The following is an 18,139-nucleotide window of genomic DNA, read 5'->3' on the forward strand; positions in this document are numbered from 1 at the left end:
TCAGGCCGGCTACCCGTCGTCGCCTTGGTAGGCCATTACCCCACCAACAAGCTGATAGGCCGCGGGCTCATCCTGCACCGCCGGAGCTTTTAACCGTCCCCCATGAGGGGCACAGTATTATCCGGTATTAGACCCCGTTTCCAGGGCTTGTCCCAGAGTGCAGGGCAGATTGCCCACGTGTTACTCACCCGTTCGCCACTAATCCACCCGAAGGCTTCATCGTTCGACTTGCATGTGTTAAGCACGCCGCCAGCGTTCGTCCTGAGCCAGGATCAAACTCTCCGTGAATGTTTTCCCGACCCGAAGGTCAGGTGGACACCACGAGAGCGGAACAACCAGTCGGAATAAGATTGGCTGTTCACAGCGTCCTCGCTGTGTTTCTATCAAAGGAACCTCAACCCAATCCACAGAATGTGGACGAGGTCGGGGTATCAACATATCTGGCGTTGACTTTTGGCACGCTGTTGAGTTCTCAAGGAACGGACGCTTCCTTCGGTCCCGTCTCCGGGTCCCTCCGGGCTTTCCCTTCGGTCTTGCTGTCTTGCATTTCCGACTCTATCAGAACCTTTCGGCGTCCGATTCCCGGTCGGCGGGAACGCTTTCAGATATCCGCTTTCGCGTTTCCCTTTCGGCGTGTTCACTACGTTAACCGATTCTCCGGGCGACTCATAATCGAGCCGGACAAGTTCGAATTTCGGCATGCCGAAAGGGAACCCGTCAGGGGGAAATCGTAGGTAGTGGGTGGCCGCTGCGAGCTGCTGAAGAGCAAGACCCGTTGAAAGCGGCTCGGACTACATTAGGGGTCCGGACCCGGCGCGTCAAGTTGCCCGGCGGCGGGGGGTGTGCGCGCGGTACGGGCTCACCGTGGGGTCCCCGTCGATCCAGAACCGCCAGGGGTGCGGGGCGCCTTCGCCGCCCACGCCGGTGCGCGGACCGCTGCGTACCTGGTCACTCGGTGGCGGTGTGCCCGTGAGTACGGACAGGGGCGAGTCGTCGCCGGCGCAGACGTCCGTGCCGTTCAGGCCGCGGTCGACGTCCAGACCGGTGGCCAACCGGGCCGGGCCTTTGGCCAGTTCCTTGTCGTGGCGGGCCGAGACACGTCGTTGCCGTACCTGGTCCTTACCCTCCCGGACCTCCCCCGCGCGCAGCAGCACACCGCTCGCCCGGCCCACGGGACCGCACACCAGGTTGAGGCAGTGCCACATGCCGTACGTGAAGTAGACGTACGCGTGGCCGGGCGGGCCGAACATCACGTCGTTGCGGGCCGTCCGGCCGCGGTAGGCGTGGGAGCCCGGATCGATGTCCCCCGCGTACGCCTCCACCTCCGTGAGGCGCAGCTCCACGGTTCCTTCCGCCGTGCGGCGCAGGAGGGTTCGGCCGAGGAGGTCGGGGGCGACTTCCAGCACGGGGCGGTTGAAGAAGGCGCGGGGCAGCGGCGTACGGTCGGGGCGCTCGATCATGGCGTCCGAGCGTAGCGGGGGAACCGCCCGCGGTCGTGACGCGTATGTAGACGCGTACAGAGGTCAGGATCCAGGAGGAGTGACTATGGGCTTCAAGAGGCTGCTCGCGAGCATGGGCGCCGGTGGGGCGTCCGTCGAGACCGAGCTGACCGAGCAGAACGTCGTGCCGGGCGGGGTCGTCCAGGGCGAGGTGCGTGTCCAGGGCGGGTCGGTGGCCCAGCAGATCGAGGGACTCTCCGTCGGTCTCCAGGCGCGCGTCGAGGTCGAGGGCGGTGACCAGGAGGTCAAGCAGGACCTGGAGTTCGTCAAGCAGCGTCTGGGTGGCGCCTTCGAGGTGCAGGCCGGTGCGGTGCACGTGGTGCCGTTCGGGCTGGAGATCCCGTGGGAGACGCCGGTGACGAGCATCGCCGGACAGCAGCTGCACGGCATGAACATCGGTGTGACGACGGAGCTGGAGATCGCCCGGGCGCTGGACTCCGGTGACCTGGACCCGATCAACGTGCACCCGCTGCCGGCCCAGCAGGCCATCCTGGACGCCTTCATCAGCCTGGACTTCCGCTTCAAGAGCGCGGACATGGAGCGTGGGCACATCCGCGGGACGCGTCAGCGGCTGCCGTTCTACCAGGAGATCGAGTTCGTTCCGCCGCAGCGGTACCGCGGGCTGAACCAGGTCGAGCTGACGTTCGTCGCGGACGACCGTGAGATGGACGTCATCCTGGAGATGGACAAGAAGCCGGGCCTCTTCAGTGAGGGCAGCGACTCGTTCCGCGCGTTCAAGGTGGGTCTCCACGACTTCCAGGGAACCGACTGGGCCGCCTACCTCAACCAGTGGATCGCGGACGTCGGCGGACGTCGTAACTGGGCCTGACGTCTGTCCGGCTCTAGTCTCGGCTTCGGAAGGCCGTCGGGTCGCGGTTCGTGGCCCGGCGGCGTGAAGCCGAATCCGGAGGTTCAGTAGTGACCGAGGCGAAGAGGGCTCCTCTCCCTCACGACTTCCTGCCGCCCGTGCCGTCCTTCACCGTGGTGAGCGACGACATCGCGCCCGGCGCGGTCCTGAAGGACGCCCAGGTCTTCGCGGCGGGGAACACGTCGCCGCATCTGCGGTGGGAGGGGTTCCCCGCGGAGACCAAGAGCTTTGCCGTGACGTGTTTCGATCCCGACGCACCGACCGGGAGCGGATTCTGGCACTGGTCGCTGTTCGACATTCCGGCGTCGGTCACCGAGCTGCCGGCGGGCGCGGGCTCCGGCTCGTTCGAGGGGCTGCCCAAGGGCGCCGTGCACGCCCGTAACGACTACGGGTCGAAGGACTTCGGGGGCGCCGCTCCCCCGGAGGGCGATCCCGCGCACCGCTATGTGTTCACGGTCTACGCGGTGGACAGCGACACGCTGGGGCCGGATTCGGATGCCTCGCCGGCCGTGGTCGGCTTCAATCTGAGGTACCACACACTGGCGCGTGCGCAGCTGATCGGTGAGTTCACCGCTCCGGCGGCCGGCTGAGCGTTCAGCTGTTGTTTGCCCTGCCCTGGTCTTGGAGAGATCAGAGCAGGGCATTTTTTTGTTGCGGGGGTATTGGGGTCGTCCCCGGAACTCGGATCGGCGGATATTGCGTTGTCCATCTTGGCGCGCCCGGCCAGAGTTGATCCCAGCCCGCCGTCCGGCGGGGCGGCACACGGGAGGTGGGCGGGATGCGGGACACGCTGGTACTGAATGCGAGCTTCGAGCCGCTGTCGACGGTGACACTCAACCGAGCGGTGGTGCTGGTCCTTCAGGACAAGGCCGTCGTCGAGCAGTCCCACCCCGGTCTGCGGGTGCGTGCGGCAGCGGTGGATCTCCCGGTACCCCGGGTGATCAGGCTCTGCCGGTATGTACGGGTGCCCTTCCGAAGACAGGCTCCGTGGTCGAGACGTGGGGTGCTGATACGCGACCAGCACCGGTGTGCGTACTGCGGCCGGCGCGGGACGACCGTGGACCACGTGGTGCCGCGGTCGCGTGGCGGTGCGGACAGCTGGCTCAATACGGTCGCTTCGTGCGCCGAGGACAATCACCGCAAGGCCGACCGGACGCCGGAGCAGGCGGGAATGCCGCTGCTGTACGAGCCGTTCGTGCCGTCTCCGGCCGACGCGATGCTGTTGGCGCTGCGGGCCGGTGAGCGCTCCACTCTGCCGCAGTGGCTGGCGGGGGTCGGTACGGCCGCGTAGCCGTCGAGGCGGACATCGGACTTCTTGGCCGGGCGGGTCGCGTGTGCGGCCCGCCCGACGACCGCGGAGGTGTCAGCGGGTGACCAGCTGGACGACGGCCGCCGTGCCGACGACCACGATCAGTCCGCGCAGCACCGTGGGTGACAGCCGTCTGCCGACCTTCGCACCGATCTGGCCGCCGATCGCCGAGCCCACGGCGATGAGTACGACCGCCGTCCAGTCGAAGTGCGCCACGAACAGGAAGAACACCGCCGCGATGGTGTTGACGATGGCGGCGAGGACGTTCTTGACGGCGTTGAGCCGCTGCATCTCCTCGTCGATCAGCATGCCCATCAGGGACATGTAGATGATCCCCTGGGCCGCCGTGAAGTAGCCCCCGTAGATGCTGGCGGTCAGTACGCCGCCGATGAGCAGCGGCCCGCCGTCGGTCTTCGTCATGACGTTCTTGCGCTCGCGGCGGCGCTGAACGGTCTTGGAGAGCCGGGGCTGGAGGATCACCAGCACGAGGGCGAGGCTGACGAGGATCGGCACGATCGTCTCGAAGGCCGTCGACGGCAGGGAGACGAGCAGGATCGCTCCGCAGAGGCCGCCGCAGACGGCGGCGGCGCCCAGGCGCATGACGCGGCGGCGCTGTCCGGTGAGTTCCGCGCGGTAGCCGATGGCTCCGCTGACGGCGCCCGGTATCAGGCCGAGTGCGTTGGAGACGGTGGCGGTGACGGGGGGCATGCCGGTCGCGAGCAGTACGGGGAACGTGATCAGCGTCCCCGATCCGACCATGGCGTTGATGGTTCCGGCGCAGGTGCCCGCGACAAAGACGGCGAGCATCTCCCAGATGGTCACGCGTTACGCCCCTCGGTGATCGGTGGTTGCTGCACCGATCATGCCCGACGCCGGGCCGTGTCCCGTACCGCGGTCCGCGTCCCGTACCGCGGTCCGCGTCCCGTACGGCGGGGTGGGTCCCGTACGGCGGGGTGGTGCGTCGCGTACGGGACCCTGGCCTACGGATCAGTCCGGGCGGATCAGTCGAGCGGCGGCTGCTGGCGCCGCTCCTTGCCGGTGTTGAAGCCCGGTACGCCTGCGCCGAGGTTGTCGAACGCGCCGCTGAGTCCCTTGAGCGCGTCGCCGATCTCGCTGGGCACGATCCAGAGCTTGTTGGCGTCGCCCTCGGCGATCTTGGGGAGCATCTGGAGGTACTGGTAGGCGAGGAGCTTCTGGTCGGGGTCTCCGGCGTGGATGGACTCGAAGACCGTACGGATGGCCTGGGCCTCGCCCTCGGCGCGCAGCGCGGCGGCCTTGGCCTCACCTTCGGCACGCAGGATCGCCGACTGCTTCTCGCCCTCGGCGGTCAGGATCGCCGATTGCCGAATGCCCTCGGCGGTGAGGATCGCGGCGCGCTTGTCGCGGTCCGCGCGCATCTGCTTCTCCATCGAGTCCTGGATGGAGGTCGGCGGCTCGATGGCCTTGAGCTCGACGCGGTTGACGCGGATGCCCCATTTGCCGGTGGCTTCGTCGAGGACACCGCGCAGGGCCGCGTTGATCTCCTCGCGCGAGGTGAGGGTCCGCTCCAGGTCCATGCCGCCGATGATGTTGCGCAGCGTGGTGACGGTGAGCTGTTCGATCGCCTGGATGTAGCTGGCCACTTCGTACGTCGCGGCGCGGGCGTCGGTGACCTGGTAATAGATGACGGTGTCGATGTTGACGACCAGGTTGTCCTGGGTGATCACCGGCTGGGGCGGGAAGGGGACGACCTGTTCACGGAGGTCGATGCGGTTGCGGATCGAGTCGATGAACGGGACCACGATGTTCAGGCCCGCGTTGAGCGTGCGGGTGTAGCGCCCGAAGCGCTCCACGATGGCGGCGCTCGCCTGCGGGATGACCTGGATCGTCTTGATCAGGGCGATGAATACAAGCACCACCAGGATGACCAGGACGATGATGATTGATGGCATCGCGTTCCCTACTGCCCTTCGCTGCCGGACTGCCGGACTGTCAGATGATCTAGTTTCGCAGAACACGCCTGCGTGTGCGGGGTGTTCGGCCTGGTTGGCTCAGTTCGGACGGCGTACGCGGGGATGTGGCGGGCGCTCACATCACCACGGCGGTCGCGCCGTCGATGTCGGCGACGTCGACCTTCTCCCCCGGTTCAAAGACCTGTTCGGCGTCGAGGGAGCGTGCCGACCAGATCTCGCCGGCGAGTTTGATCCTGCCCCCGCTGCCGTCGACCCGTTCCAGGACCACGGCCTGACGCCCCTTCAGGGCGTCGATTCCCGTGGCCAGGCGGGGAGTTCGGGGGCCTTGTCTGGCCGCCAGGGGCCGTACGACGGCGATGAGGGCGACCGAGACCCCCACGAAGACGAGGACCTGCGCCACGATTCCGCCACCGAGCGCCGCGACGACGGCACCGGCCACCGCTCCCGCGGAGAACATCCCGAATTCGGGCATCGCCGTCAGGACGAGCGGAATTCCCAGTCCCACGGCCGCGATCAGCCACCACACCCATGCTTCGATTTCCACAATCATCATGGTAGGGCGGCGAGTCCGGTCCGGACAGGGGTGCGATCAGGTCATCGGGGGCGCGCGGGCGCCGTAGGGACCGTCCGGGGCCCGGGAGTTCAGCGCAGCGGCAGACCGCGGGCGGACCAGCGGTCGTTGGCCTGCTCGACGACGAGCGGGAGGCCGAAGCAGAGCGAGAGGTTACGCGACGTCAGCTCGGTCTCCATGGGTCCCGCGGCGAGGACCTTGCCCTGGCGGATCATGAGGACGTGCGTGAAGCCGGGGGCGATCTCCTCGACATGGTGGGTGACCATGATCATGGAGGGGGCGTACGGGTCCCTGGCGAGGCGGCCGAGGCGGCGTACGAGATCCTCCCGGCCGCCGAGGTCGAGACCGGCGGCGGGCTCGTCCAGGAGCAGCAGTTCGGGGTCGGTCATCATCGCGCGGGCGATCAGGGTGCGCTTGCGTTCGCCCTCGGAGAGCGTGCCGAACCTGCGGTCCAGGTACTCGGTCATGCCGAGCCGGTCGAGGAAGGCGCGGGCGCGCCGCTCGTCGACCTCGTCGTAGTTCTCGTGCCAGGTGGCGGTCATGCCGTACGCGGCGGTGAGGACCGTCTGGAGAACGGTCTGGCGCTTGGGCAGCTTTTCGGCCATGGCGACTCCGGCCATGCCGATGCGGGGGCGGAGTTCGAAGACGTCGACCTTGCCGAGCTTGTCGCCGAGGATCTTCACCTTGCCGGTGGAGGGGAAGAGGTAGCTGGACGCGAGGTTGAGGAGGGTCGTCTTTCCGGCGCCGTTGGGGCCGAGGATGACCCAGCGTTCGCCTTCCTTGACGGACCAGGAGACGTCGTCCACCAGAGCGCGGCCGTCGCGGACCACGGATACGTCCACCAGCTCCAGTACATCGCTCATGAGCGCGTTGTCTCCCCATGCAGTCTTGAGATCTGGCATGCGCCAGTGGGCGCAGCTCCACAGGGAAAACCTACGCCACCGGTCCGGCGGTCAACTCCTTAGGTCCGTTCCCTAGGCTGGGGCCATGCTTCTGGAACCACGCTCAGGACTGTTGGCGGCCTGGGGAAATGCCCTCCTTGCCGGTTTCGTATCGCCGGACGACGCCGTACTCGCGATCGTCGGGCCGGACGCGGTGCACCGGGTGGCCGGGCTGCCGGGCGAGACGGGGCCGGTCGGACTGACGCTGGCGCTCGGCCGGCTGCGCGCGCTGGGCGTGACCGGGTACCGGGTGGCGCTTCCGGCGCCGGGGCATCCGCTGGGGCTCAGCGGGCCGCCGGAGTTCAACGCCCGTGCGCTGGACGCCGAGGAGGCGGTGGTCGCGTCGGGGGCGCCGTACTGGCTGGTGCCCGAGGTGTCGGCGGTGGGGCCCGACGGTGACCGGCATGTCGAGGTGGTCTGGCACTGTCTGCCGGTGCGCGAGGCGCCGCCGGCGGACGTGCCGTCGCTCGGCGAGGCGGAGCGGGAGCTGGCGGAGGCGCTGCGGGACGCGACGGACGCGCTGTCGCGGCTGGACGTCGCGGGGTCGGGGCCGGTGGCGGAGGCGGCGTTGGACGCCTACCGGGCTCGGGCGGAGCGTGGCCGTGAGGTGCTGGCTCCGGGTTATCCGCCGCGTGCGGTACGGGTGCTGGAGCTGGCGCAGCGGGTGGGTCTGCTGGTCGCGCTGGCGCGGGAGAACGGGCACGGCGGGGCGGTGAGCGCGTCGGAGATGGCGGCGCGCGGTGAGGCGCTGCGGCCGGTGGAGCGGGTGTCGAGGCGGGCGCAGGTGGCGGCGTACAACGCGTATGTGGAGGAGCTGGATCGCGGGCCGCGCTGAACGGGCCCCTGGGGGTGTGACATATGGCACGGCCCCGGTGCCCGTCGCTGAGGACGGGCACCGGGGCCGCGGCGCCTTGAAGGCGGTGGGGCGGGCGGTGGATCAGCCGTTGAAGCCGCCGTTGCCGAACGCCGGGTTGAGGACGCCGATCACGTTGACCGTGTTGCCGACCGCGTTCACCGGGATGTGGATCGGGGCCTGAACGAGGTTGCCCGAGCCGACGCCGGGCGAGTGCACGGCCTTGCCGTCGGCGTGGGCGCCGTCGGTGGCGAAGGCGGCGCCGGAGCCAGCGGCGACGAGGCCACCGGCGATCATGGTGAGGGCGGCGGCCTTCTTGAAGCTGTTCATTTTCAGGATCCTCCATCGCAAGGACCGCGGCGGTACTCCGCGGCACGCCATGGAGAACGCGCGGACGCCTCCAGGGATACGCCGTGTGGGGGACATACACCCGACGGTATGAATCTCAGATCGGAAGACGACATTCCGAACCACCCGTGGAGAGGCCCCCCGGCGCGGGCCGGACCCGCGCTCAGCCCGTGATCCCGTGCCGTACGGCCCACAGCGCCGCCTGCGTGCGGTCGGCGAGGTCGAGCTTCATCAGGATGTTCGAGACATGCGTCTTGACGGTCTTCTCCGAGAGGACGAGCGCGCGGGCGATCTCCCGGTTGGAGCGGCCGTCCGCGATCAGGGTGAGCACCTCGCGCTCCCGGTCGGTGAGCGAGGACCCCCTGCCGTGTCCCGTGCCGGGGTCGTCCTGGGCCAGCAGGGCGCCCGCCACCTCCGGCTGGAGCAGGACATGACCGGCGTGCACGGAGCGGATGGCGCCGGCCAGCGCCTCCGGGTCGACGTCCTTGTACACATAGCCGGCGGCCCCGGCACGCAGCGCGGGCACCACCGTGCGTTGCTCGGTGAAGCTCGTGACGATCAGCACCTTGGCCGGGTTGGCGAGATCGCGGAGCTTGCGCAGCGCCTCGATGCCGTCGGTGCCCGGCATCTTGATGTCCATCAGGACGACGTCCGGGTGCAGCTCCTCCGCGCCGGCCACGCCCTCGTCGCCGTCGGACGCCTCGCCGACGACCTCTATGTCGTCCTGGATCTCCAGGAAGGTGCGCAGTCCGCGCCGGACCACCTGGTGGTCGTCCACCAGCAGCACGCGGATTTTCCTGTTGTCAGCCACCGGGCACTTCCATCTCGATCGTGGTGCCCTGTCCGGGCGCCGATTGAACGGTCAGCCTGCCGCCCACACCGCTCGACCTGTCGCGCATCGAGACGAGCCCGAGGTGGCGGCCGGCCCTGCGGACGGTCCTCGGTTCGAAGCCCTTGCCGTTGTCGGTGACGCTGAGGACCGCGCCAGGGCCCCGGGGGGCGATGGAGACGTCGACGCGGTCCGCGCCGGAGTGGCGCAGCGCGTTGTGGAGCGCTTCCTGGGCGACCCGCAGCATCGCTTCCTCCTGGGCGGCGGGCAGCGCCCGTACCCCGCAGCTGTCGAAGGTGACCTGTGCGGAGTGCGCACGGTCGAGTACCTGGATGTGGGTGCGCAGGGTGTGGACGAGGCCGTCCTCGTCGAGGGCCGCGGGGCGCAGCTCGACGACTGCGGCGCGCAGTTCGTCGGCGGCCTCGGCGGCGAGGTCGGCGACCTGTTGCAGTTCGCCCTTGGCCCGTGCCGGGTCGCGGTCGATGAGGCTGGACACGGCCTGGGCGGTGAGCCGCAGCGAGAAGAGTTTCTGGCTGACCGCGTCGTGGAGTTCGTGGGCGAGGCGGGAGCGTTCCTCGGCGATGGTGAGCTCCCGGCTGCGCTCGTACAGCCTGGCGTTGGTGAGGGCGATCGCCGCGTGCTGGGCGAGGATGCCGAGGAGTTCCTCGTCCTCCTCGGTGAATCCGCAGCCGCCGACCGGCTTGGGGCAGCGCTTGTTGGCGAGGAAGAGGATGCCGATCGTCTGCTCGCCGTCGCGGATGGGCAGGCCGAGGAAGTCGGACATGTCGGGGTGGGCGCCGGGCCAGCCGCCGAAGCGTGGGTCCTTCTTCACGTCGGCGAGCCGCTCGGGCCGCGCCTCGTGCAGCATCGCCGCGAGGATGCCGTGCTGGCGCGGGAGCGGGCCGATGGCCTTCCACTGCTCGTCGCTGACGCCGTCGACCACGAACTGGGAGAAGCCGCCGTGGTCGTCCGGGACGCCGAGCGCCGCGTACTCGGCGTCGAGCAGTTCGCGGGCGGAGGCGACGATCGTCTTGAGGACGTCCCGTACTTCCAGATGTCTGCTCATCGCCAGAAGTGCGCTGCTCACGGCGGCGAGCCCGGAGCTCGGTCGATGGCTCATGGCCTCACCGTACCGGCGGGTGGGAGCGGCCGGATCGGACCTGAGGCGCAGTGGGACGAGGGCCAACGGCCTAGGCCGAAGTGCCTCGCCACGGCGGGACTCGCGCCCGAGGCGGCGGGACGCCCGCCCTTTCTACTTTGAGGACAACGGCCCTCGGCGACGTCGTCCGGAGCCGACCCGAGGCGAGAAGGAGCGGACGCCATGCCGGTAGCGGTCATCACGGGGGCTTCCAAGGGGCTGGGGCGCGCGCTCGGCGGCGCGCTCGCGCGCGAGGGCTGGGACCTGGTGCTCGACGCCAGGACGGCGGGGCCGCTGGTGGAGGCCGCGGCGGAGATCCGGGCGCACGGGACGCGGGTGACGGCGGTCGAGGGGGATGTAACGGATCCCGTCCACCGCGCGGAGCTGGTCGCGGCGGCGGCCGGGCTCGGCGGGCTCGATCTGCTGGTGAGCAACGCGAGCGCGCTGGGCGCCGAGCCGCTCGTACGGCTGGACGCGCTGGCGCTCGACGGGCTGCGGGCGGCGCTGGAGACGAATGTGGTCGCGGCGCTCGGGCTGGTGCAGGAGGCGCTGCCGCTGCTGCGGGCGAGCGGCGCGGGCACGGTGATCGCCGTCAGCTCGGACGCGGCGGCGGAGGCGTACGAGACCTGGGGCGGGTACGGGGCGTCGAAGGCCGCGCTCGACCATCTGGCCGCCGTGCTCGCCGTGGAGGAGCCGCGGCTGCGGGTGTGGACGGTCGATCCGGGCGACATGCAGACGGATCTGTACGCGGCGGCCGTGCCGGACGACGGCGAGACGCGGCCGGACCCCCGTTCCGTGGTGCCGGGCTTCCTGCGGCTGCTCGGACGGCGGCCGAAGAGCGGCCGCTACTCGGCCACCTCGTTGCTGGGGCTGGCGTCATGACCGGGGCGACGTCCGGCTCCGGGTGACGCGGGGCCCGGAGGCGTCGCACCCATCGCCGTCGGGACCACGGCCGTACGCACGCCGGTGTCGGCGGGGGCGTGCGTGCGGCGGCCGGCTGGAGGGACCTGGTGGTCACGCCGCGGCGCGGAGTGCGTGTTGTGGACGGGCCGCTGACCGGGGCGCATGGGCCGCGGGCCCCGCATCCGCCGATGCCGGCGGCGATCGCCCTGGAGGCCGGTCGTACGGCGGCGGTACGGCGTCTCCACCTCTGGCACGAGTCCGGCGACGGCCACCTCGTCCTGCCGGTCGAGACCGCTCACTCTCCGAGTTGCGCCAGCAACCTGAGGTGAATCGGGTACCTGCTCAATGTGACGCCGCACATAGGACGCACATCACTTACGAAGGTACGTAGTGGACATAACGACCGGCATAAGTGTGCCCTGAGTGGGTATCGAGGTGTCCCTTTTCAACCCCTTTCAACTAACACGGGTCGTACATCCCACCTTTGCCACATGATTTTGCTGCCGCTAAGAATTGCAGCCGTCGCCGCCGATAAGAAGGCATCAGGCCGACCGGCCACCGCGACTCCCGCTATTCGAAGAGGTATGTCGTATGACCGCGTCCAGCACCACTGGCAACCGTCTGAAGAAGAGCCACAAGCTCTCGATCGCCGGCGTGACAGCAGTCGCCGCCGCGGCCGTCAGCTTCTCCTTGATCCCGGCCAACGCATCCGCCGAGACCCAGAGCAAGGACGTGGCCGCCTCCGTCTCCACCGCCCCGGCGGCCTGGAACATCGCGAACGGCAGCGGCCAGGCCGCAGCCGTCCACGAGAGCCTGACCAACCAGAACACCATCGCCGACCGCGTCGCGGAGATTCACGCGAAGCAGGACTCGTCGCTGACGGCCACGACCAAGGCCGACGACGCCAAGGAGAAGGCGGCCGACGCCAAGGCGAAGGCGGCAGCCAAGGCCAAGAAACGTGCGGCCGAGAAGGCCAAGGCCAACCGCTCCGCCGACCGCAAGCCCGCCTACGCCAACAACCTGAACGGATGGATCAAGGAAGCCCTGTCCATCATGAAGAAGGAGAAGATCCCCGGCACGTACGAGGGTCTGCACCGCAACATCATCCGTGAGTCCAGTGGCGACCCGCGTGCGATCAACAACTGGGACATCAACGCGAAGAACGGCGTCCCGTCGATCGGCCTGCTCCAGGTCATCAAGCCGACCTTCGACACGTACCACGTCAAGGGCACGCCTGACAGCCAGTACCACCCGGTCGCCAACATCGTCGCCGCGGCCAACTACGCCGCCGACCGCTACGGCTCGATCGACAACGTCGACAGCGCCTACTGAGCCGCCGCACGACCGTCCCCGTAAGGCCGTAGGGGCAATGAGGCCCCTACGAGCACGCGCACCACGCGCGACACAGACTCGTACAGACGCCGGTGGGCGGCACCCCGCGAAGGGGTGCCGCCCACCGGCGGCGTGCGTGCTCCGCGTTACTTGCGCATGACCTCCGGCTCGTGGCGGCGCAGCAACCGCGCCACCACGACCCCGCACACGGCGCCGATGAGCAGCAGCACCGTGATGTTGAAGCCCCACTGCGCCACCGAGTGGTCCCAGAGCGGGTCCAGGTCGTTGGGGCTCTTGGGGTCCCACGGCGGCATCAGATGCGCCAGGTCGAGGGTCGAGCCGGTGCCTGCGATCGCCCAGCGCGAGGGCATCAGCCAGGCGAACTGCTCCAGGCCGGGCGAACCGTAGACCTGGAAGAGCGTGCCGGTGAAGACGACCTGGACGATCGCGAACATGACCAGCAGCGGCATGGTCTTCTCGGCGGTCTTCACCAGCGAGGAGATCACCAGACCGAACATCATCGACGTGAAGCCGAGCGCGATGATGACGATGCACATCTCGACGGCCGGCGGCATGATCAGGCCCTCGTCGGGCAGCGCGCGGGGCGCGAAGCCGATGCCGCAGATGATGACGCCCTGGAAGGCCGTGATCACACCGAGCACGATGACCTTGGACATCAGGTACGCGGAGCGGGAGAGGCCGGTGGCCCGTTCCCGTTCGTAGATCACCCGTTCCTTGATCAGTTCTCGTACGGAGTTGGCCGCACCCGAGAAGCACATGCCGACCGCGAGGATCAGCAGGATCGTCCCGGCCTTGCCGTTGAACCTGTCCGGCGCCTCCGGCGGCCCCAGACCGTACTCCGCCGGAATCACGACGCTCACCACGCCGAGAACGGCGGGCAGTATCACCATCAGGCCGAGGAAGCCCCGGTCGGAGGCGATGACCGAGGAGTAGCGGCGGATCAGCGTCCAGAGCTGGGAGCCCCAGCTCTGCGGCTTCGGCGGGCGCATCTGCTGCGGCGTCGGCATGTGGCCGGACTGCGCGGCGACGGCGTCGATGTCGGCGGCGTACATCTGGTAGTGCTGCGAGCCGCGCCAGCGGCCCGCCCAGTCGTAGTCGCGGTAGTTCTCGAACGCCGAGAAGACATCGGCCCAGGTGGTGTAGCCGAAGAAGTTGAGCGCTTCCTCCGGCGGTCCGAAGTACGCGACCGAGCCGCCGGGCGCCATGACGAGCAGCTTGTCGCAGATCGCCAGCTCGGCCACGGAGTGGGTGACGACCAGAACGGTGCGGCCGTCGTCGGCGAGGCCGCGCAGGAGCTGCATGACGTCGCGGTCCATGCCCGGGTCGAGACCCGAGGTGGGCTCGTCCAGGAAGATCAGCGACGGCTTGGTCAGCAGTTCGAGAGCGACCGAGACACGCTTGCGCTGGCCTCCGGAGAGCGAGGTGACCCGCTTCTCCTTGTGGATGTCGAGCTTCAGCTCGCGCAGCACCTCGTCGATCCGGGCCTCGCGCTCGGACTCGGCGGTGTCACCGGGGAAGCGGAGCTTGGCGGCGTACTTGAGCGCCTTCCGTACGGTCAGCTCCTTGTGCAGGATGTCGTCCTGCGGGACCAGACCGATGCGCTGGCGCAGCTCGGCGAACTGCTTGTACAGATTCCTGTTGTCGTACAGGACGTCGCCCTCGTTGGCGGGCCGGTAGCCGGTGAGCGCCTTGAGGAGCGTGGACTTGCCGGAGCCCGAGGGGCCGATGACCGCGATGAGCGACTTCTCGGGGACGCCGAAGGAGACGTCCTTGAGGATCTGCTTGCCGCCGTCGACCGTCACCGTGAGGTGGCGGGCGGAGAAGGAGACCTCACCGGTGTCGACGAACTCCTCGAGCCGGTCGCCGACGAGGCGGAAGGTCGAGTGGCCGACGCCCACGATGTCGTTCGGGCCGATGAGCGCCGTACCGGACTTGGGGATCGGCTGACCGTTGACGTACGTGCCGTTGTGGGATCCGAGGTCGCGGATCTGGAAACGGCCGTCGGGCGTCGAGGTGAACTCGGCGTGCAGACGGGAGACCTGGAGGTCGGAGACGACCAGTTCGTTCTCCAGCGCACGGCCGATGCGCATCACCCGGCCGAGAGCCACCTGGTGGAACGTGGTCGGACTGCGGTCCCCGTACACCGGCGGCGCCCCCGCCGCGCCACCCGAGCCGGGACCGCCATGACCACCGGGACCGCCGGCACCGGGGCCCCCCGGCCCTCCGTGCTGCGGCGGTACGTAGCCGTGCTGAGGCTGCTGCTGTTGGTGCTGGGGCTGCTGCTGCGGCCAGCCCTGCTGCTGGGGCGGCTGCTGCTGGGGCGCCCAACCCGGGCCGCCCTGCGGCGGCGCGTGCTGCGCCTGCGGTGCCTGGGCCTGTGGCACCTGGGCCTGCTGGGGCGCCGCGCTCTGCGGGTCGTACGCACCGGCCGCCGCGCCGCTCAGACTCAGCCGCGGTCCGTCGGTCGCATTGCCGAGATGTACAGCGGCACCAGGGCCGATTTCCATCTGGTGGATCCGCTGGCCCTGCACATAAGTGCCGTTGGTGCTGCCGTGGTCTTCAATTACCCAACTACGGCCCCCCCAGCTGATGGTGGCGTGACGCCACGAGACCCGGGCGTCGTCGATCACCAGGTCGCCCTGCGGATCACGTCCCAGGGTGTACGACCTGGACTGATCGAGCGTCCAGGTCCTTCCGTTCAGTTCAAGTACGAGTTCCGGCACTCCATGCCCCACTAGTTGTCCCCCGGGTTGCTCCCATCACAGGGAGTCTAGGGATGGCGAACATCGGGGGGAACTATTTCAGGCCCGCCCCCTTATACGAAAGTCGGGCCTCGGGAAAGAGCGCAAAATCCCGTAAGTGGCATGGCGAAACGTAAGTGAACAGTCGCAAAACCCTCAACCGGGACTCGTGTCCCACGGGGCATTCCGTGGCACGCCCGTGGCCTACTCGTGGCATGTCCGGTACGCGGGACGCCGGGTCGCCCCACGCGTCACGCCCGATACGGTGGGATCACCATGAGCGCATCGCAGCCCCGTCAGTCCACTGACGCCGCCCCCACACTTCTCGTCAAGATCTTCGGGAAAGACCGCCCGGGGATCACCGCCGGCCTCTTCGACACCCTCGCCGCCTATTCGCTCGACGTCATAGACATCGAGCAGGTCGTCACCCGTGGCCGTATCGTCCTGTGCGCGCTCGTCACCTCGCCGGGCGGCGACGGCGCCGAGGGCGCACTGCGCGCGACCGTCCACAGCTGGGCCGACTCCCTCAAGCTCCAGGCCGAGATCATCTCCGGGACCGGCGACAACAGGCCGCGCGGCAGCGGCCGTTCCCATGTCACGGTGCTCGGACATCCGCTGTCCGCCGAGTCGACGGCGGCCATCGCCGCCCGTATCACCTCGACCGGCGGGAACATCGACCGTATCTTCCGGCTGGCGAAGTACCCGGTCACCGCTGTGGAGTTCGCGGTGTCGGGCACGGAGACCGAACCGCTGCGCACGGCGCTGGCGACCGAGGCCGCCGAGATCGGGGTGGACGTCGCCGTCGTCTCGGCCGGGCTGCACCACCGGGCGCAGCGGCTGATCGTGATGGACGTCGACTCGACCCTCATCCAGGACGAGGTCATCGAGCTGTTCGCCGCGCACGCGGGGTGCGAGGAGCAGGTCGCCGAGGTGACGGCCAGGGCCATGGCCGGCGAACTGGACTTCGAGCAGTCGCTGCACGCGCGCGTGGCGCTGCTCGCCGGACTCGACGCGTCGGTGGTGGACAAGGTACGCACGGAGGTACGGCTCACGCCCGGCGCCCGCACCCTGATCCGTACGCTCAAGCGGCTCGGCTACCAAGTGGGCGTCGTCTCCGGCGGGTTCACCCAGGTGACCGACGCGCTGAAGGAGCAGCTGGGGCTGGACTTCGCCTCGGCGAACACGCTGGAGATAGTGGACGGGAAGCTCACCGGTCGCGTCGTGGGCGAGATCGTCGACCGGGCGGGCAAGGCCAGGCTGCTGCGCCGGTTCGCCGCCGAGGCCGGGGTGCCGCTGTCCCAGACCGTGGCGATCGGCGACGGCGCGAACGATCTCGACATGCTGAACGCGGCGGGGCTGGGGGTCGCGTTCAACGCCAAGCCGGTGGTCCGCAAGGCCGCGGACACGGCGGTGAACGTGCCGTTCCTGGACACCGTGCTCTATCTGCTGGGCATCACGCGCGAAGAGGTCGAAGAGGTGGAGGGGGCCGAGGGCCCGTCCGTCTGAGTCCGCCCACCGTCCGAACACGCCCACCACCCCGACGAGAAGCCCCGGCACGCACACCGTGCCGGGGCTTCGTCGTCAAGGCAGTTGAGGCGGTCGAGGGTCCCAGGCCGTGGGCAAGGGGGCGGGAGCGGTCAGTCGTGCGGGGCCCAGTATTCGAGCAGCGTCCCCACGTCGGGCTCCACGGTCTTCCACGAGCCGGTGAAACCGATGACGGCGAACGCGGAGGTCGGGAACGCGCTCGCGGTCAGCCGGCCCAGCGCGTCACCCTCGGCACGGGCCGAGAGGGCGTCGGCGAGGGCGTGCATACCGGGGTTGTGGCCGATCAGAAGGAGGTCGTTCACCTCGTCCGACGTCTCGGTGAGCAGCGCGAGGAGATCGCCGAGCGTCGCGTCGTACAACCGGTCCTCGTACACGGTCCTGGGGCGCTGCGGCAGTTCGTGCACCGCCAGCTTCCAGGTCTCGCGCGTGCGGGCCGCCGTCGAACAGAGAGCCAGGTCGAACGCGATACCGGTCTCCGCGAGCCGGCGGCCGGCCACCGGGGCGTCAGCGCGGCCTCGCTCGGCGAGCGGCCTCTCGTGGTCGGCCACGTCGGGCCAGTCGGCCTTCGCGTGCCGGAGTAGGACAATCCTGCGGGGTGTTTCGACGCTCATGCATCCCAGCTTCGCACGAAATGCGCCGTCGGGCGCGGGGTGTTGGAGGGGTCACCCGCCCCGGACTACCGGGCGAGGGTCTGCTGGATCTGGTGCACGACCCGGCCGACGCCCGGGTCGCCCGCGGCGGCGTTGGCCTGCCCGGGACCGGCCATCAGCAGCAGCAGCGCGGCGAAGGCGATCGCGGGGAGCGCGATGGCCCACCAGGGGAGACGGATCTCGACGGTGTCGGGGGACGGGCGGTGGGACCGGGTGTGCGTAGGGGCCGCCATGGCCGCCTCCGTAGGTCTGCGGTTGAGGTACCTCAAAACTACGGATCGGCCGCCCCGGCTCCCATCCGGAGACCCACCCACTTGACCCTGACCCTGGCCCCCTAAGGGACGGTGGTGCCAGCACCACCATCCCTATTTTTCTGGGCTCGGTTCGCCTCCGGGCGCTGGGAGCCCCTGTCGACGGTCGACCGTGCTCGGTCCGCTCGTTCCTCACGGACCTCCGCGCGCTCTCCCTTTCGACAGCGGCGCGCCCTTCGGCTCACTCGCCGGGGGTTTTATCGGAGCTAGGGCGAGGCGATCGAGGCGATGACGGCGATCACGACCATGATGCCGATGATCGTGCCGAACATCAGCAGCAGTTTCTTCTGGCCGTTCTGGGGATTCGGGTCAAGGACTGGCATGCGTC

At 69.1% G+C, this 18,139-nt stretch carries 19 protein-coding genes and 1 rRNA gene; 7 read left to right on the plus strand and 13 right to left on the minus strand.

Annotated elements, in window-relative coordinates:
- Together ACFWHU_RS04780 and ACFWHU_RS04785 are read right to left on the minus strand one after the other, a co-directional pair.
- Positions 1-288, minus strand: a 16S ribosomal RNA gene (locus ACFWHU_RS04780); the annotation flags it as partial.
- A 530-nt stretch (positions 289-818) separates the two neighbouring features.
- Complete coding sequence (locus tag ACFWHU_RS04785) at positions 819-1,460, minus strand: DNA-3-methyladenine glycosylase (RefSeq protein WP_387224003.1); 642 nt, start codon at positions 1,458-1,460, stop codon at positions 819-821.
- Positions 1,461-1,545: 85 nt separating this feature from the next.
- Between ACFWHU_RS04785 and ACFWHU_RS04790 the strand changes: the two genes are divergently transcribed.
- From ACFWHU_RS04790 to ACFWHU_RS04800, 3 genes are all read left to right on the plus strand, one after another.
- On the plus strand, positions 1,546-2,328 hold the full coding sequence (locus tag ACFWHU_RS04790) for a sporulation protein (protein WP_381799984.1): 783 nt from the start codon (positions 1,546-1,548) through the stop codon (positions 2,326-2,328).
- 89 nt (positions 2,329-2,417) lie between these two features.
- Entirely contained in the window at positions 2,418-2,957 is a 540-nt protein-coding gene (locus ACFWHU_RS04795) for a YbhB/YbcL family Raf kinase inhibitor-like protein (RefSeq protein ID WP_387224005.1), read from the plus strand.
- A 188-nt stretch (positions 2,958-3,145) separates the two neighbouring features.
- On the plus strand, positions 3,146-3,658 hold the full coding sequence (locus ACFWHU_RS04800; protein WP_078078023.1) for an HNH endonuclease: 513 nt from the start codon (positions 3,146-3,148) through the stop codon (positions 3,656-3,658).
- A gap of 72 nt (positions 3,659-3,730) precedes the next feature.
- Here the strand turns inward: ACFWHU_RS04800 and ACFWHU_RS04805 are convergent, their stop codons facing one another.
- The 4 genes from ACFWHU_RS04805 to ACFWHU_RS04820 all read right to left on the minus strand — a co-directional run bounded on the left by ACFWHU_RS04805 (position 3,731) and on the right by ACFWHU_RS04820 (position 7,062).
- Positions 3,731-4,498, minus strand: coding sequence for a sulfite exporter TauE/SafE family protein (locus tag ACFWHU_RS04805; protein ID WP_385794498.1), 768 nt, complete (start codon positions 4,496-4,498; stop codon positions 3,731-3,733).
- A gap of 179 nt (positions 4,499-4,677) precedes the next feature.
- Positions 4,678-5,607: an SPFH domain-containing protein gene (locus tag ACFWHU_RS04810; protein WP_078078021.1), complete on the minus strand. Its 930-nt coding sequence runs from the start codon at positions 5,605-5,607 to the stop codon at positions 4,678-4,680.
- A gap of 136 nt (positions 5,608-5,743) precedes the next feature.
- On the minus strand, positions 5,744-6,172 hold the full coding sequence (locus ACFWHU_RS04815; RefSeq protein ID WP_387224006.1) for an NfeD family protein: 429 nt from the start codon (positions 6,170-6,172) through the stop codon (positions 5,744-5,746).
- Between the two features lie 98 nt (positions 6,173-6,270).
- Positions 6,271-7,062, minus strand: coding sequence for an ABC transporter ATP-binding protein (locus tag ACFWHU_RS04820; protein ID WP_385794505.1), 792 nt, complete (start codon positions 7,060-7,062; stop codon positions 6,271-6,273).
- 124 nt (positions 7,063-7,186) lie between these two features.
- On the opposite strand from ACFWHU_RS04820, the gene ACFWHU_RS04825 reads away from it, so the two are divergent.
- Complete coding sequence (locus tag ACFWHU_RS04825) at positions 7,187-7,975, plus strand: hypothetical protein (RefSeq protein WP_387224007.1); 789 nt, start codon at positions 7,187-7,189, stop codon at positions 7,973-7,975.
- A gap of 102 nt (positions 7,976-8,077) precedes the next feature.
- On the opposite strand, the gene ACFWHU_RS04830 is transcribed toward ACFWHU_RS04825, so the two are convergent.
- The 3 genes from ACFWHU_RS04830 to ACFWHU_RS04840 all read right to left on the minus strand — a co-directional run bounded on the left by ACFWHU_RS04830 (position 8,078) and on the right by ACFWHU_RS04840 (position 10,290).
- On the minus strand, positions 8,078-8,323 hold the full coding sequence (locus ACFWHU_RS04830) for a chaplin (protein ID WP_385794509.1): 246 nt from the start codon (positions 8,321-8,323) through the stop codon (positions 8,078-8,080).
- A 181-nt stretch (positions 8,324-8,504) separates the two neighbouring features.
- Positions 8,505-9,152, minus strand: a complete 648-nt coding sequence (locus tag ACFWHU_RS04835) for a response regulator (RefSeq protein ID WP_385794511.1) — start codon at positions 9,150-9,152, stop codon at positions 8,505-8,507.
- Positions 9,145-10,290 carry a GAF domain-containing sensor histidine kinase gene (locus ACFWHU_RS04840; protein ID WP_385794515.1) on the minus strand — a complete coding sequence of 382 codons (1,146 nt, stop codon included), beginning with the start codon at positions 10,288-10,290 and terminating at the stop codon, positions 9,145-9,147. Before ACFWHU_RS04840 ends, ACFWHU_RS04835 begins: the two co-directional genes overlap by 8 nt.
- A 201-nt stretch (positions 10,291-10,491) precedes the next feature.
- Here ACFWHU_RS04840 and ACFWHU_RS04845 point away from each other — a divergent pair, with 201 nt between their 5' ends.
- Both ACFWHU_RS04845 and ACFWHU_RS04850 read left to right on the plus strand, forming a co-directional pair.
- Positions 10,492-11,190: an SDR family NAD(P)-dependent oxidoreductase gene (locus tag ACFWHU_RS04845; RefSeq protein WP_385794518.1), complete on the plus strand. Its 699-nt coding sequence runs from the start codon at positions 10,492-10,494 to the stop codon at positions 11,188-11,190.
- A gap of 612 nt (positions 11,191-11,802) precedes the next feature.
- Complete coding sequence (locus tag ACFWHU_RS04850; protein WP_385794523.1) at positions 11,803-12,543, plus strand: transglycosylase SLT domain-containing protein; 741 nt, start codon at positions 11,803-11,805, stop codon at positions 12,541-12,543.
- 146 nt (positions 12,544-12,689) lie between these two features.
- Here the strand turns inward: ACFWHU_RS04850 and ACFWHU_RS04855 are convergent, their stop codons facing one another.
- Positions 12,690-15,299 carry an FHA domain-containing protein gene (locus ACFWHU_RS04855; protein WP_387224008.1) on the minus strand — a complete coding sequence of 870 codons (2,610 nt, stop codon included), beginning with the start codon at positions 15,297-15,299 and terminating at the stop codon, positions 12,690-12,692.
- A 282-nt stretch (positions 15,300-15,581) separates the two neighbouring features.
- Here ACFWHU_RS04855 and serB point away from each other — a divergent pair, with 282 nt between their 5' ends.
- The gene (gene serB / locus ACFWHU_RS04860) at positions 15,582-16,811 is read left to right on the plus strand and encodes a phosphoserine phosphatase SerB (protein WP_385794529.1); all 1,230 of its coding nucleotides are present in this window, start codon (positions 15,582-15,584) and stop codon (positions 16,809-16,811) included.
- A gap of 131 nt (positions 16,812-16,942) precedes the next feature.
- On the opposite strand, the gene ACFWHU_RS04865 is transcribed toward serB, so the two are convergent.
- The 3 genes from ACFWHU_RS04865 to ACFWHU_RS04875 all read right to left on the minus strand — a co-directional run bounded on the left by ACFWHU_RS04865 (position 16,943) and on the right by ACFWHU_RS04875 (position 18,134).
- Positions 16,943-17,461: a histidine phosphatase family protein gene (locus ACFWHU_RS04865; protein WP_164249399.1), complete on the minus strand. Its 519-nt coding sequence runs from the start codon at positions 17,459-17,461 to the stop codon at positions 16,943-16,945.
- Between the two features lie 65 nt (positions 17,462-17,526).
- Positions 17,527-17,733, minus strand: coding sequence for a hypothetical protein (locus tag ACFWHU_RS04870; protein WP_078078010.1), 207 nt, complete (start codon positions 17,731-17,733; stop codon positions 17,527-17,529).
- A 284-nt stretch (positions 17,734-18,017) separates the two neighbouring features.
- A complete protein-coding gene (locus ACFWHU_RS04875; RefSeq protein WP_023542633.1) occupies positions 18,018-18,134 on the minus strand; it encodes an SGM_5486 family transporter-associated protein in 117 nt (38 codons plus the stop codon).
- Positions 18,135-18,139 lie beyond the last annotated feature (5 nt).

This window comes from Streptomyces sp. NPDC060366, assembly GCF_042725135.1.
Lineage (GTDB): Bacteria > Actinomycetota > Actinomycetes > Streptomycetales > Streptomycetaceae > Streptomyces.

Coding starts and splice junctions, on each gene's coding strand:
- ACFWHU_RS04785 (WP_387224003.1), bottom strand. CDS start 1,460: ATGATCGAGCGCCCCGACCGTACGCCGCTGCCCCGCGCCTTCTTCAAC.
- ACFWHU_RS04790 (WP_381799984.1), top strand. CDS start 1,546: ATGGGCTTCAAGAGGCTGCTCGCGAGCATGGGCGCCGGTGGGGCGTCC.
- ACFWHU_RS04800 (WP_078078023.1), top strand. CDS start 3,146: ATGCGGGACACGCTGGTACTGAATGCGAGCTTCGAGCCGCTGTCGACG.
- ACFWHU_RS04810 (WP_078078021.1), bottom strand. CDS start 5,607: ATGCCATCAATCATCATCGTCCTGGTCATCCTGGTGGTGCTTGTATTC.
- ACFWHU_RS04820 (WP_385794505.1), bottom strand. CDS start 7,062: ATGAGCGATGTACTGGAGCTGGTGGACGTATCCGTGGTCCGCGACGGC.
- ACFWHU_RS04825 (WP_387224007.1), top strand. CDS start 7,187: ATGCTTCTGGAACCACGCTCAGGACTGTTGGCGGCCTGGGGAAATGCC.
- ACFWHU_RS04830 (WP_385794509.1), bottom strand. CDS start 8,323: ATGAACAGCTTCAAGAAGGCCGCCGCCCTCACCATGATCGCCGGTGGC.
- ACFWHU_RS04840 (WP_385794515.1), bottom strand. CDS start 10,290: ATGAGCCATCGACCGAGCTCCGGGCTCGCCGCCGTGAGCAGCGCACTT.
- ACFWHU_RS04845 (WP_385794518.1), top strand. CDS start 10,492: ATGCCGGTAGCGGTCATCACGGGGGCTTCCAAGGGGCTGGGGCGCGCG.
- ACFWHU_RS04850 (WP_385794523.1), top strand. CDS start 11,803: ATGACCGCGTCCAGCACCACTGGCAACCGTCTGAAGAAGAGCCACAAG.
- serB (WP_385794529.1), top strand. CDS start 15,582: ATGAGCGCATCGCAGCCCCGTCAGTCCACTGACGCCGCCCCCACACTT.
- ACFWHU_RS04865 (WP_164249399.1), bottom strand. CDS start 17,461: ATGAGCGTCGAAACACCCCGCAGGATTGTCCTACTCCGGCACGCGAAG.
- ACFWHU_RS04870 (WP_078078010.1), bottom strand. CDS start 17,733: ATGGCGGCCCCTACGCACACCCGGTCCCACCGCCCGTCCCCCGACACC.
- ACFWHU_RS04875 (WP_023542633.1), bottom strand. CDS start 18,134: ATGCCAGTCCTTGACCCGAATCCCCAGAACGGCCAGAAGAAACTGCTG.